The organism is Blautia sp. JLR.GB0024 (genome assembly GCF_037000545.1).
Lineage (GTDB): Bacteria > Bacillota > Clostridia > Lachnospirales > Lachnospiraceae > Blautia > Blautia celeris.
Genome location: NZ_JBANBF010000010.1, coordinates 114,143 through 127,833, shown reverse-complemented (window position 1 = coordinate 127,833; position 13,691 = coordinate 114,143). Strand labels below are relative to the sequence as shown.

10 protein-coding genes are annotated in these 13,691 nt (G+C 48.7%); 2 read left to right on the top strand and 8 right to left on the bottom strand.

Annotated features, from left to right (window positions below; all coding sequences use genetic code 11):
• Nucleotides 1–72 precede the first annotated feature (72 nt).
• Nucleotides 73–1,065 (top strand): Fic family protein, encoded by a 993-nt coding sequence (locus V8Q34_RS19930; protein ID WP_033141079.1) that lies wholly within the window; start codon nucleotides 73–75, stop codon nucleotides 1,063–1,065.
• 53 nt (nucleotides 1,066–1,118) lie between these two features.
• Here the strand turns inward: V8Q34_RS19930 and V8Q34_RS19925 are convergent, their stop codons facing one another.
• From V8Q34_RS19925 to V8Q34_RS19900, 6 genes are all read right to left on the bottom strand, one after another.
• The gene (locus tag V8Q34_RS19925) at nucleotides 1,119–2,408 is read right to left on the bottom strand and encodes a Na+/H+ antiporter NhaC family protein (RefSeq protein WP_033141078.1); all 1,290 of its coding nucleotides are present in this window, start codon (nucleotides 2,406–2,408) and stop codon (nucleotides 1,119–1,121) included.
• Between the two features lie 26 nt (nucleotides 2,409–2,434).
• On the bottom strand, nucleotides 2,435–3,868 hold the full coding sequence (gene purB, locus V8Q34_RS19920; RefSeq protein WP_033141077.1) for an adenylosuccinate lyase: 1,434 nt from the start codon (nucleotides 3,866–3,868) through the stop codon (nucleotides 2,435–2,437).
• Nucleotides 3,869–3,964: 96 nt separating this feature from the next.
• On the bottom strand, nucleotides 3,965–4,675 hold the full coding sequence (gene purC / locus V8Q34_RS19915) for a phosphoribosylaminoimidazolesuccinocarboxamide synthase (RefSeq protein ID WP_033141076.1): 711 nt from the start codon (nucleotides 4,673–4,675) through the stop codon (nucleotides 3,965–3,967).
• 100 nt (nucleotides 4,676–4,775) lie between these two features.
• Nucleotides 4,776–5,555 (bottom strand): tetratricopeptide repeat protein, encoded by a 780-nt coding sequence (locus V8Q34_RS19910; protein WP_033141075.1) that lies wholly within the window; start codon nucleotides 5,553–5,555, stop codon nucleotides 4,776–4,778.
• A gap of 10 nt (nucleotides 5,556–5,565) precedes the next feature.
• Nucleotides 5,566–6,813 carry a DUF5716 family protein gene (locus tag V8Q34_RS19905; protein WP_033141074.1) on the bottom strand — a complete coding sequence of 416 codons (1,248 nt, stop codon included), beginning with the start codon at nucleotides 6,811–6,813 and terminating at the stop codon, nucleotides 5,566–5,568.
• A gap of 16 nt (nucleotides 6,814–6,829) precedes the next feature.
• The gene (locus V8Q34_RS19900) at nucleotides 6,830–10,372 is read right to left on the bottom strand and encodes a DUF5717 family protein (protein WP_197064102.1); all 3,543 of its coding nucleotides are present in this window, start codon (nucleotides 10,370–10,372) and stop codon (nucleotides 6,830–6,832) included.
• 375 nt (nucleotides 10,373–10,747) lie between these two features.
• Between V8Q34_RS19900 and V8Q34_RS19895 the strand changes: the two genes are divergently transcribed.
• Complete coding sequence (locus V8Q34_RS19895; RefSeq protein WP_103731260.1) at nucleotides 10,748–11,845, top strand: pyridoxal phosphate-dependent aminotransferase; 1,098 nt, start codon at nucleotides 10,748–10,750, stop codon at nucleotides 11,843–11,845.
• Nucleotides 11,846–11,989: 144 nt separating this feature from the next.
• Here V8Q34_RS19895 and folK read toward each other — a convergent pair whose 3' ends face one another.
• The gene (gene folK / locus V8Q34_RS19890) at nucleotides 11,990–12,817 is read right to left on the bottom strand and encodes a 2-amino-4-hydroxy-6-hydroxymethyldihydropteridine diphosphokinase (RefSeq protein WP_199688303.1); all 828 of its coding nucleotides are present in this window, start codon (nucleotides 12,815–12,817) and stop codon (nucleotides 11,990–11,992) included.
• A gap of 6 nt (nucleotides 12,818–12,823) precedes the next feature.
• Nucleotides 12,824–13,639: a dihydropteroate synthase gene (gene folP, locus V8Q34_RS19885; protein WP_054351954.1), complete on the bottom strand. Its 816-nt coding sequence runs from the start codon at nucleotides 13,637–13,639 to the stop codon at nucleotides 12,824–12,826.
• Between the last annotated feature and the right edge of the window lie 52 nt (nucleotides 13,640–13,691).

Here is a 13,691-nt window from a genome sequence, read left to right as displayed (position 1 = left end):
TTTACTTCAGTGCCGGAACATGCTAAGATAATAAGCAAGTTAATAAGCAAGTTAATTTGGAGGTGAAAATATATGAACCGTTATCAACCGCCGTTTACCATTAATAATACCATGCTGATATATGTCTCATCCATATCGGAAAAACTCGGCAGGATCAGTATGCTGCAGAAGATGGAATCCCGCCCCTATCTAAGGCGTAACAACAGAATCAAGTCCATTCATTCTTCCCTGAAAATTGAGGCTAATTCCTTGTCACTTGGACAGGTCAGGGATGTGCTTGCCGGGCACATGGTTCTGGGTGAGCAAAAGGAAATTCAGGAAGTAAAAAACGCTTACGCTGCTTACGAAAAATTGCCTGAGATCAATCCATATAGTTTGAAAGACTTAAAAAAGCTGCATGGAGTCATGACCCAATATACGGTAGATGAGTCCGGCGTATTCCGTAAAGGAGAAGAAGGTGTGTTTAATGGGGATAAATGTATTTTCATCGCACCTCCGGCAAGATTGGTACCGGGGCTTATGGAAGAATTGTTCGACTGGATGTCTCGAGAACAGGCATCCGTACACCCTCTTATCCTGTCCTCAGTCTTTCATTATGAATTTGTATTCATTCACCCTTTTTCAGACGGAAACGGCAGGATGGCAAGGCTGTGGCATACGGCGATTCTTTCCAAATGGAAACCGATTTTTGAGTACATCCCGATTGAAAGTCAGATTGAAAAATTTCAGGATGGTTACTATCAGGCAATTGCCCAATGTCATTCAGAAGGGACTTCCAATATCTTCATTGAATTTATGCTCAAACAGATTGATATGGTTCTTGATGATATCTCCAAACAGATATCGGATGATACAGAACAGATGACAGAATATGTAAAGAAGCTTTTGTCCGCAATGGAAATGGATACTTCATATACAGCAACCTGCCTTATGAAGAAACTGGGATTAAAATCAAAGGAAACCTTTCGTAAAAATTACTTAAATCCGGCAATGGAACTTAATCTGGTCGAAATGACTGTACCGGAAAAACCAAGAAGCAGAAATCAAAGATATATTCGGAGATAACAGAAAAAGGCAGCTATATTCCCAAAAGAATACAGCTGCCTCATCCATATTTTTTATTCCGCCACTTCTCTCCTGCGGAAAATTATAAATATAATTGCCGATACCCCCATCAAAATAGGATAGAACAGATACGGCATGATCGCTATAGGCGTAAGCCCGGACAGACTGGCCGCGGCCAGAAGCTGGGCACCGTAGGGAATCATTCCCTGGCCTACGGATGCGAAGATATCCAAAAGGGACGCGCTCCTTTTGGGGCTTACCCGGAATTCCTCGCTGATCTCTTTTGCAATGGGGCCTGCCATAACGATAGCCACCGTATTGTTGGCTGTACAGCAGTCCACGAGCAGGGCCAGAACGGAGATACCGAACTCTCCGCCGCGCTCCCCGTTGATCTTCTTCTTGATCACATTCAGAATATACTCAATCCCTCCGTGTTCCTTTACCAGAGCCACGATGGCAGCAACGATAATGGAGATCACTGTGATATCATACATTCCGGTGATGCCGTCTCCCATCTTCTGGAACATCTCACTGACAGCAAACGCCCCTGTGCCTACTCCCACAATGAGGGACAGTACAGTACCGGTTATAAGAACAATGAACACATTGATGCCGATGAGCGCACCGATCAGGACCACCAGGTATGGAATCACCTTGATGATCTGAAACTTCAGGTCATCATCAATGACTCCTGCATTTCCCCTGGCGATCACGAAGAAGATCACAGCCGTGATGATGGCTGCAGGCAGAACAATAAAAAAGTTCTCCCTGAATTTGTCCTTCATCTCACACCCCTGTGTCCTCACCGCCGCAATCGTGGTATCGGAAATCATGGACAGGTTGTCACCGAACATGGCGCCGCACACAATGGCTCCCATGCAGATCGGGAGAGGAATGCCTGTCTTCTCGGCAATTCCCACGCCGATGGGTGCCATAGCGGTAATAGTGCCCACACTGGTTCCCATGGAAATGGAAATAAAACAGCCGATGATAAACAGCCCCACCACTGCAATGGAGGACGGCATAATGGAAAGCCCCAGATTGACCGTGCTCTCCACCCCGCCTGCCGCCTTTATGGAACCGGAAAAGGCTCCGGCTGCCAGGAAGATCAGGCACATGGTTACAATATTTTCCTCACCGATGCCCTTTGAGATAATTGCCACCTTTTCCTGAAACCCTACTTTCCGGTTCTGAAAAAATGCCACGGTAAGCGCGATCAAAAATCCCACAATGGCGGGCATGGTATAAAAGTCATGGAACAGGATACCCGCTCCGATAAAAATGATCAGAAACACCCCAATCGGCAAAAGCGCTATGGGATTCCCCCTCTTTTGCTCCTTCATGTAAAAACCTCCGAACTGTATTTTTATTATACGTTGATCTCTGCAGTCATTCCCAGGATCTCTTTATTTTCATCCAGTACCGGCTGTACCACATTTTTCAGGAACGCCTCCACCTGTACCTGGGCACGTCCTGTGTAGCGGGACGGCTCCATGGTCTTCTGCAGGTCTTCCAGACTCATGTTAAATGCGGGATCAGCGGCAATAAGCTCCAGAAGGTTGTTCTCTTTGCCTTCCACCTTCACGTTCCTGCCTGCCTCCATGGACAGCTCACGGATTCTCTCATGCAGCTCCTGGCGGTCCCCGCCTGCCTTCACGGCATCCATCATGATATTCTCTGTAGCCATGAACGGAAGCTCGCTTCTCAGACGTTTCTCAATAACCTTAGGATACACGACAAGTCCGTCCACCACGTTCAGACACAGGTCCAGGATACCGTCAATAGCCAGGAAACCTTCCGGAACGGAGAGACGTTTGTTGGCAGAGTCATCCAGTGTTCTCTCAAACCACTGGGTAGCGGAAGTGATGGCCGGGTTCAGGGCATCCACCATAACGAAACGTGACAGGGACGCGATACGCTCACTTCTCATCGGGTTTCTCTTGTAAGCCATGGCGGAGGAACCGATCTGGCTCTTCTCAAACGGCTCTTCCACTTCTTTTAAGTGCTGCAGAAGCCTGATGTCATTGGAGAACTTGTGGGCACTGGCTGCAATGCCTGCCAGTACGTTCAGCACTCTGGTGTCCACTTTTCTGGAATAGGTCTGTCCGGATACCGGATAGCACTCCTTAAATCCCATTTTCTCCGCGATCATGGGATCGATCTTGTCAATGGTCTCCTGGTCACCGTCAAACAATTCCAGGAAGCTGGCCTGTGTTCCGGTTGTACCCTTGGAACCCAGCAGTTTCATAGTGCTGATCACATAATCCAGGTCTTCCAGATCCAGCATAAACTCCTGCATCCAAAGAGTTGCTCTCTTGCCTACCGTAGTGGGCTGTGCAGGCTGGAAATGTGTGAAAGCCAGGGTTGGAAGCGCTTTATGCTCATCCGCAAATTTGGAAAGCTCTGCGATGACGTTGACCAGTTTTTTCTTCACAAGCTTCAGGGCCTCTGTCATCACAATGATGTCTGTGTTGTCACCCACATAACAGGATGTAGCACCCAGATGGATGATTCCTTTTGCCTTCGGACACTGCACGCCGTATGCGTATACATGGGACATTACATCATGGCGCACCTGTTTTTCTCTCTCTTTTGCCACGTCATAATTGATGTCTTCTGCGTGGGCTTTCAGCTCGTCGATCTGTTCCTGGGTAATATTTAATCCCAGCTCTTTCTCTGTCTCTGCCAGGGCGATCCACAGTTTTCTCCATGTGCGGAATTTCATGTCCGGGGAGAAAATATACTGCATCTCTTTGCTGGCATAGCGCTCAGATAATGGACTTTGATATCTGTCTGTACTCATTTGAATTCTCCTTTTTATTTTATATTGAAGTAAACACAAAAAAGGGCGCCGCGAGGCGCCTTCCGAGCCGGAAGGTGTCCCGGGCACCCCTCTGATTTAAGCCAGGCCCAGACGTTTGAACACTTCGTTATATGCCTCTTCTACGTTGCCCATGTCTCTTCTGAAACGGTCTTTGTCCAGCTTCTCATTTGTCTCTACATCCCACAGACGGCAGGTATCCGGTGAGATCTCATCAGCCAGGATGATGGTTCCGTCTGCTAATTTACCGAATTCGATTTTGAAGTCGATCAACTTCATTCCTGCGTTCAGGAAATATTTGATCAAAAATTCGTTGATTTTTCTTGTATAATTTTTAATGGTGTCGATTTCTTCCTGCGTAGCCAGTCCTAATGCAAGTGCATAGTCATCATTGATGAAGGGGTCGCCCAGGTCATCATCTTTGTAGCTGAACTCTAAGATCGGGCAGAGAAGCTGTTTTCCTTCTTCTACTCCCATTCTCTTGGAGAAGCTTCCTGCAGCCACGTTACGAACAATTACCTCTAAAGGAACGATGCTCACTTTTTTTACGGCTGTCTCGCGGTCGCTCAGTTCTTCTACGAAGTGAGTCGGAACGCCTTCCTTTTCCAGCTGCTGGAAAACATAGTTTGTCATGCGGTTGTTGATAGCGCCTTTACCTGTGATCGTGCCTTTTTTCTCGCCGTTGAATGCCGTGGCATCATCTTTGTAATCTACGATCACTACGCCGTCTACATCTGTTGCAAATACTTTCTTTGCTTTTCCTTCATAAAGCTGCTCTAACTTCTTCACCTTCGTACACCTGTCCTTTTTCCATAATATTGAGTTCTCTCAAAAGAGAAACGTTACGATACACAAGGAATTATATAACATCGGTTTTCAAAACACAAGCCTAAAATCCGGTACTTCTGTGATATTCTTTTGTGTATTTTTCCAAAAGAGCCCCCATGTCTTCCTGTTTTTCCCGGGAAGCATCCGGCTTTTTGGCTTCCATCTCTTTCTGGATCTCTCTGCAGGTATCCAGATCCGCACCCATTCTGGCACATTCTCCCTGCCACTGGGCTTCCTCCATCAGCATCCTGCAGGCGCACAGGTAATGCTTCAGGATCAGCTTGGTGTGAAGCTTTTCATATGCCTTTTCAAAGCATTCCTTAGCCTCCTCTATCTGGAAGAGGTGCAGATAGGCACAGCCCATATTGTGGAAGATCTCCCCCTCATACTGTCCGCCAAGACCTCCGGTATCCACACTTCTTAGGGCATCCTCGTAAATGCGGATGGCATTCACATACATCCGGTTGTCCACCAGATAGTCGCCCTTTTTCTTCTTGCGGGCCACTTCGGGAAGCTGTTCCAGGACCACAAGCTCCTCATTTAATTTTTTAAACTGCTCATGGGTCAGGTAATTGATCTCCCTGAAAACAGCCAGGATGAAATCCCCTGCCCCACGCTCTTCCTCCAGAATCCGATACAGTTTCTGGTAGAGCTTTAAAAGTCCCAGCTCGTTTTTTATCCAGTCACAGAGATGTTCATTGATGATCGTCTCGTCCAGCAGATAGATGTTGTGGTAGAGATAATAACATAATTCTTCTATACTGTAGATATTTGTGCTGATGTTTTCAATATAAAACGGAAGGGAAGCCCGTTTTATCTGACATAATATGTATCCGCTCATCTGTTTCCTCCTACCACGCTGCTCTCTCGGTCCACATCAGGCCGCTTGAGGGGAACATCTCCCCGAATCCCAGATCCTGTACCAGAATAATGCAGGTATCCGCTGATTCATACATAATGTGCACACGAAGCCTCGTGGTCCTGTCAGGCCTTTTCGGAAGCCCCGGCAGCTTCATGCAGTAATGTCTTACTTCCCCGCCGTCCATGGGCTTCACCATGAATTCCAGGTTCTCCCTGCCGTCCAGAAGCAGTTCAAATTCGTGCTCTGTCTCATACCAGTTTCTTCCGGCCTCAGCAACGGTATAGTTCTTCTTTTTCCCCTGGATGAGCATTTCCATGCTCACATGGTTCTGGACCAGGGCATTTCCCACATACAGATATGTGCCCAGAAGCTTCTCCTCGGTCCGCTCCCTTGCCGCATAGCAGGCCCCTTTCACATACATGTTGTTTCCATAGTATACATGGCGCTGGTTCTTGCACAGAAGCGGTACACTCCTTACAGCCCAGTCCTTGGAAAATCCATCCCCTACCAGGTAAATCCCCGCGTATGTATCATTTCCGCAGGAATCTGCAATCAACTGGTAAAAGTCTACGTCCTTCTGGTCCGGGTCTTCCGGCAGGGTTATGGTCTTGCCGTGTTCCACTGTGACCAGCATGGGCTTTTTCTGGCTGTCCACCACCATGCGGGAAAAAGATACTTTTCCTTTATCAAATGTGAAGAGTCCTGTCATACGGTTCCAGTTATCCAGTCTCTTGCTCATCACATAATAGTAAAAGCTCTCCTCGTAATCCTGCAGAAGCACCTGCCCGGAAGTAAATTTCAGGCGGCTGCACACTCTCTGCAGCTTGCGCACCAGCACCCGGTTCAGGTCCGGAACCGTGATCATCAGGGTCTTGATCTGTCTCGCCGGCTCTGCCACGCCAAGCACGGACAGACAGCCTTTTAAGTAGATCTCCAGCAGCTCCTCCGGCCTGTACCAGCCGCCGTCAATCTCCACCGGTTCCCCCTGGCCCCAGATCTCCAGCAGGTTATCCACCGGGATTTCCCCCTCGTGCATGGAGAAATAATCCGCCTCCATACCGAAGTGCCACACTTCTGTCCTGGGCCTTTTGGAAAGTCTGGTGGAAAATGTATACTGATTGCTTCCTGTCTTCACGGAAAGAGAGACCGGTTCTTTTTCTTTTCTGTCATAATAGCAGATCTGGGAAAACTCCTTCCCCAGTTCCAGGCCCGCGATAATATTTCTTGTCTCATTCATGCCCTTGTCTGCCTCCTTATTCTATCAGTTCAAAGAGAGAGGAAACCCACGCTTCCTGCTGTCTGTACTGTCCCAGCAGTTCCATAAGCTCCTGTTCTCTTCCCTGCTGTTTCGCCGCCAGCATACGGTTGATCATCTGGTATTTTGTAGTCCCCTCCAGCTTTGCCTCGGGAACGGTGAGCCTGTTCTTTTCCGTCTGCTGTATCTCTCCGCGGCCTGCCACAGTGAAATAGTACTCCAGTACCTCCCCGTAAAACAGGATAAATTCTTTATTGTAGATACCCTGATACAGATTTTTCAGCGGTTCGCTTTTGAACTCTCCCGGCTCCCTGTCCGGCTGCAGCATGCGGTAGTGAATGGTCACATCCGCCCTGGGACTGGCCTGGCACTGGGCAAACACCTTGTCCTCAAGCTGCATACTCTGCAGAAGGGTTCTGGGAAGCTCCTGGAAAAAGGCAAATTTAAGCCCTGTCCTGGCACATACGGATAAGATGGCGCGGGCCGTCTCCAGCCTGGTTTCCTCCCATTTCTTTTCCTGTGCATAATATTTGAGAAGGGCCAGGTCACAGATAATATCATACTCCCATCCTTTTTTCCTCACATGCTCCAGCGAGCGGAAAATAAACGTCTCCGCCTCTTTTCCCCCGATAAAATACTGGAAGGATGCAAAGGTCAGGTAAGCCAGTATCACCTGTTCCTTACCGCTTAATTTTACATAGTCCTTCAGAACCGCCGCATCCCCCGGATGGTAGATTCTTGTGAACATGCTGTAGGTCAGGATGTCCTCCTCCAGCTCGTAGGCCTCTATGGAAAATCCCATGGAGCGCTCCCACACCCGAATCATCTCATCCACAGGTCCCTCAAAATACTTGGTCAGATATTCGAGAACCACCTCATCATAGGTGTTCTCCTTAAATATATGGTGAGCCAGAAGAAGAAGCTCCTCCTCATATTCAAACTCCAGATTGAGGATCATGCGGCTGCACAGCCTTAACAGGTCTCTTGGGTCGATCTCTTCATAGCCGTACTCACACAGCAGGTCATAGGCCCCCACATACATGCCCTGTTTGATCAAAATGGTGATGAGAAGGCTCTTGTTGACTTTTGCAAAGCTGTGAAAATCCATCTCCCGAAGGTAATCCTTCAGATTGTCATTATCCATATGCTCCTCATAGTAGAGAAGCAGGCGCCTGCGCACCCTCTGCCTGTAATCCTCAGAAAAGCAGTCCTCCCCGGACACATCCTGGATACAGGAGATATTTTCTCTTGTTATGGGGTTCTCATGGTTCAGTTCCCCGCAGGTATAGAGGAGAAGCCCCGGTGTCCGGATTCCCTCCGCCAGAAGCTGCCTTGCCAGCTCTTTTCTCTCCAAAAGCGGCTGGATATTGTAATCTATGGTCTGGATATAGCGCCTCTGCCTGTCATCCTCAAAGACAATCCTGGCGTCCGGTGTGTAAATGGACACATAGGCCACTTTATCCGTACAGGTATACGTCTGTTCTTCACAAAATGCCGCATGGCGGACAATCACCCGCCGTATCTTGGGATCATCACAGTAAAGCCTGTGGGTGAAAAGCACCTTCGCAAGGGCTCTCTTAACTGCAGGATCATGGGAGCTTAAGCAGAACTCCTGGTACACCACAGCAAAGTCCTCATTCATCCTGCCTTCCTTGAGCTTCTCACAGGCGAACTGTTCCATACTGCTTTTATAGCTTAAATAAGTAGTTTTATCCACTTCCTTGTTACGTATCACATTGCTGTACACAAATGCCTTTTTCGCGTCGCTCAGCGTATTGTTATAACTGAAATACATGCGTATCATGCGTGGCAGCATTTTCTGGTAATTGCGGCTCATGGTCTCAATATAATACTCGTACAGCCTTGTGATCTTCAGCTCTTTCTCCACTGCCAGCTCATACCACCGGAAATATTCCTTCTTCCTGGGGTCGCCCTTCATGATCAGCATACAGATAGAGCGCACCACGGCTGTGGAGGGATATTTTTCGTAGATGTATTCCAGTATCTCATATACCTTCTGGCTGAAATCCTTCATCTGCCCCGCCAGGTCTGTGGCGCGGAAGGCCATCTCCTCTGTCATAATATCATGCCGCATGGCAAAGAGCAGCACCTGAATGGTGAAGGGACTGATCCTCCTGAGCAGCGCTCCGTCCGCTGCTGCTATCCGGCATGCTTCCAGATACAGAAACGGGCTTCTGCAGCCGGTTCTGTACTGCTCCTCCAGCAGATAGATCTTCTTTGACTGGGTACGCACCTGCTCGGAATCTGTTTTCAGAAGAATATATAACAGAAGGAAGCTGTCCTCCCTGCGCTGGTAAAGCTGATGGAGGCGCACCACCATCTTCTCCCGGATCTCCTGACCGCATCCCAGCACATCCTCCAGGTAGAGATATACGCCCTCCAGCTCCTCCTCCGCCTGAATCCGGCTGTTGTCTTTTAACTTATCCAGGGCGTCCTTTGCTCTGCTGTCCTCCCCGCATTCATGGTAGAACCAGACCTCAAACAACTGGTGCTCCGTGGTGTAATGCCCGGTCTCCCGCAGTTCTGTGAGAAGTCCCAGTGTCCTGCTCTCCCACTGGCTCTTTGACAGCTTCTCCAGACTGTAGTCCAGGTAATCTCTCAAAAGCTCCAGTTTCTTTTTCTTCTCGTATGCCGCAACATTTACCTGGATCTTACCGCTTTTGGAGGCCATCACTTCATAAACAAGGGTCTGGTAAACGGTTTTGATACAGATTCTTCCGTAATTTCTGCCTTTTCCCAGATTCTCTCTGCGGATAATATACTGCAGCTCATATACACTGCCGATGAAATCCTCGTCCCGTATGGACTTTTTCTCTACTTCCAGGAAATCGCCCTCCACGGTCACACTTGCTTTCAGATAGCCCCAGCCGCTTCTGCGCACCCGGACAGTATCCATAAGGGAACTCTGCACCTCATAGATCTCCAGATTCTCCTGTTCCAGATGCAGCTTCACAGGGTCCTTTTTTCCCGTGCCGATGAGAAATTCCTCCAGATGCTGCCAGGTCACAGGATTTTTCGCCATGGCATAATAATAGGGCAGTACCTCCTGCTCTTCTTTCAGAAGCTCCGGAAAGGAATCATCCAGGAACAGATGGTACGCCTCCTTAAAATCTTTTTTCGCCAGCTCCGCAAAGGCATCCAAATCCCTGATGGAGCCTGCAGATGTCTTGATCCGGCACGGTTCCACCTGTATGGCAAAGGGAACCCTGTACTCTCCGATGCTGGTGCTGAGAACCAGCTCTCCCTCAAAGGAATCTCCGGGGTTCAGGCCCTTTACATCTGCCCCGTAGGGAATCTCTATCTTCTCCCCGGTAAAACGCTCTTTTCCCAGAAGAAAACGGCGATGGGAGGAATAGGCGATCCCTTTTATCCGGCTCCCATTCTCTGCTGCTATAATCAGCTCTCCCCTGATATTTTCCCCGGCCTTTGTGCTCTCCCTGATATCTTCCCTGGACAGCAAAAGACCCGGAACCTCGTATTCAAATCTTCCATTTATCAGTTGTTCTATTCTTCTCTTCAATGTATTCTACCCCGTTATCTCCCTGCCCGGAAAGGGCGGGAGAATCTCCGATTGATTATTATTTGTAACAGTTCAGGCAGGTCTGCGCATTTACTGCGCTGACCGTACGAATATGTAGTGCTGGCAGGCATCCAGCCCATCGCGAAGCGATTTTTAATGGATGGATGCGTAACAGTTCAGCTTGTCTGAACTGTTACTATTATTTATCTTGTTGAACTATTTTCTATATCCCGCTATAATATGTGTTAGTATATATTATTTCAGGACAGAGTCCTGAATAGTACAATTATACACTACAAATGCAAGGGGTGCAACCTCTGCCGCCCCTTCAACAACTCTATAAATAGGAAAATCAAAGGAAACGGAGGCATTTTCATGCTGAAACATAAAGACCATTTTCACGGCAGCGACCTGGAAAAAATCGAAGAAATCTACGGAATCAAAAAAGAAGACATCACCAGTTTTTCCGCAAATGTAAACCCCCTCGGCATCTCTCCCCTCCTGCGGGAGACACTGGCAAGCCACGTGGACGCCATCACCACCTACCCGGACAGAGACTACACAAAGCTGCGCAAAAGTATCTGTGCATACACCGGCGCCCAGTTCGAGAACATCATTGTGGGCAACGGCTCCACTGAGCTTATTTCCCTGTTCATACAGACCACACACCCAGAAAAAGCGCTGATCCTGGGCCCCACCTATTCAGAATATGAGCGCGAGATTGCCCTGGAAGGAGGCCACACGCTCTATTACCCCCTGAAGGAGGAAAATAACTTCCAGATGGATGTAAACGACCTGTGTGCTCAGATGAAAGACGGCCTGGACCTGCTGGTACTCTGCAACCCCAACAATCCCACAGCTTCTGCCATCTCCAGAAAAGACATGCGCAAGATTCTGGACGCTGCCCTGCAGTTCGGCATTGCTGTCATGGTGGACGAGACCTATGCAGAGTTCGCCCCTGATGACAGGAAGATTTCTTCCATTCCCCTTACCAACAATTACAACAACCTGATCGTCCTGCGCGGTATCTCCAAATTTTTTGCCGCTCCCGGTCTCAGGCTGGGCTATGCAGTCACGGGAAACCCTGATCTTTTGAAATACATCAACACCAAAAAGAACCCCTGGACGATCAACAGCCTGGCCGAGATCGCGGGCTGTATCATGTTCTCCGACAAAGAATACATTGAAAAGACCCGCACCCTCATCACTACGGAGCGGGAACGTCTTCTCAAAATACTTTCTGCCTGGGATACTGTGAAGGTGTATCCTTCCTGTACGAACTTTATCCTTATGAAAATATTGAAGGAGGATGTGACATCGGATATGCTGTTTGACTGCTGCATCCGGAAGGGACTAATGATACGTGACTGCTCTACGTTTCCGTTTTTGGATTCTTCTTATGTGAGATTTTGTGTTATGAGTCCTGAGAAAAATGATGCGCTGATAGAGGCGTTTGGAGAATTGCTGGGGTAAAAGACAGATGGCGGGAGGGGGATAAAGAAATGAACGGGTTGTGTGGAGGGGGCTGTGCTCCCGCCCCCTCCACACAACCCTGGTTTTCTCTGCCACTGCGTTTTTGAGAAATAGAGGTGGAATGGCCCGTCCATCCGCTTTCGCTTATTTGAGTTCAGCCTCCAGCTCTTTTATGGTTTTCAGAAGCACCGGATGCCTTTTCCATGGCGCGATCTGCGCCAGCGGCTTCAGCACAAAATCCCGCAGATGCATTTCCACATGAGGCACGATCAGTTCCTCTGTATCTATGATCTCATCGTCAAATAACAGCAGATCCAGATCCAGCGTTCTGGGCCCCCAGTGTACCAGGCGTTCTCTTTTGGCGGCCTGCTCGATCTCGTGCATGCGATCCAGAAGCTCGTGAGGATTGTACAGAGTCCGCATACTGAGGCAGGCGTTCAGGAAGTCATCCTGTTCCACACCGCCGTAGGGCGCTGTCACCAGGTAATCTGAGACTTTTAAGACCTTGCAGCCTGTCGTCTTGTCAAGCTCCTCCACTGCCATGTCCAGGTATGCCTTCTTGTCTCCCAGATTGGAGCCGAGAGCGATGTAAGCGGTATGCCATCCCCTTGTTATCTTTACGGATACGGTTTTCAGCGGGAGGCCTACCGGCGCCCAGGGTTTCTTGATCTCCAGGGTGACTGCTTCCAGATGGGCAATGCTGCAAAGCATTTCCTCTGCCAGATGCTCCGCAGCGGCCTCCAGAAGCTTGAAGGTGTGCTTCTGCATATAAGAAGTTATGAAATGACTCACAGCCCCGTAGTCTATGGACGCTGCCAGCTCATCGGTCCTGCCGGCGTGTACGGTATCTGTGTACAGTGTGGCTGATACCATGAACTTCTGACCCAGTTTGTTTTCCTCCGGAAATACGCCGTGGTTTGCGAATATTTCCAGATCTTCTATGTTTATCTTATCGTATTTTTCCAGATTCATATGCTATTATCCCTTTCTCTCGCAAAGAATGGCCTGTGTCATGCGGATGGCACGGAGGTTTTCTTTTACGTCGTGGACTCTCACAAATGCCGCTCCCTTTTCTACACCCATGACTGTGGTTACAAGTGTTCCCTCCACTCTCTGGTCAGCGGGCAAATCCAGGGTATTGCCGATCACGGATTTCCTGGAAGTTGCAAGAAGAACAGGGTATCCGATCTCCTTCAGCATTTCCAGGTGGTTTATGGCAGTCAGGTTTTGTTCATAGGTCTTTCCGAAGCCCACACCCGGATCCAGGATAATTTTGTCGTCTGCAACGCCTGCTTCTTTTGCGATGGCGGCACATTCTCTTAAATCCTCACACATTTCCTGCATGAAATCTGTGTACTCTGCCTTGTCTCTGTTATGCATAAGACAGCAGGGTACCTGATAGCGGGCGGTGAGTTCTGCTGTTTTTTTGTCGTATTTGAAGCCCCAGATATCATTTACCATGTCAGCGCCTGCCTTCAGGGCGGCTTCCACTACCTGGCTTTTGTAGCTGTCTATGGATACGGGGATATCAAAGTTCTGTTTCAACATTTCGATGACAGGCACTACCCGGTCGATTTCCTCCTGTACGGTGATCTGCTGATGTCCCGGGCGGGTGGATTCTCCTCCCACGTCAATGATGGCTGCCCCTTCGGCGATCATTTGGGCTGCATGCTGTTTTGCACGCTCCACGTCGTTCCATTTTCCGCCGTCTGAAAAGGAGTCCGGGGTTACATTTAAAATAGCCATTATGTAACAGTCATGTTCTGTGTCAAAAATTCTGTTTCCGATTTTCATTTCCTGTTGTCTCCTTTTTCCTGTATTTTTGTCTGCCGCTGCGGTCTGTATG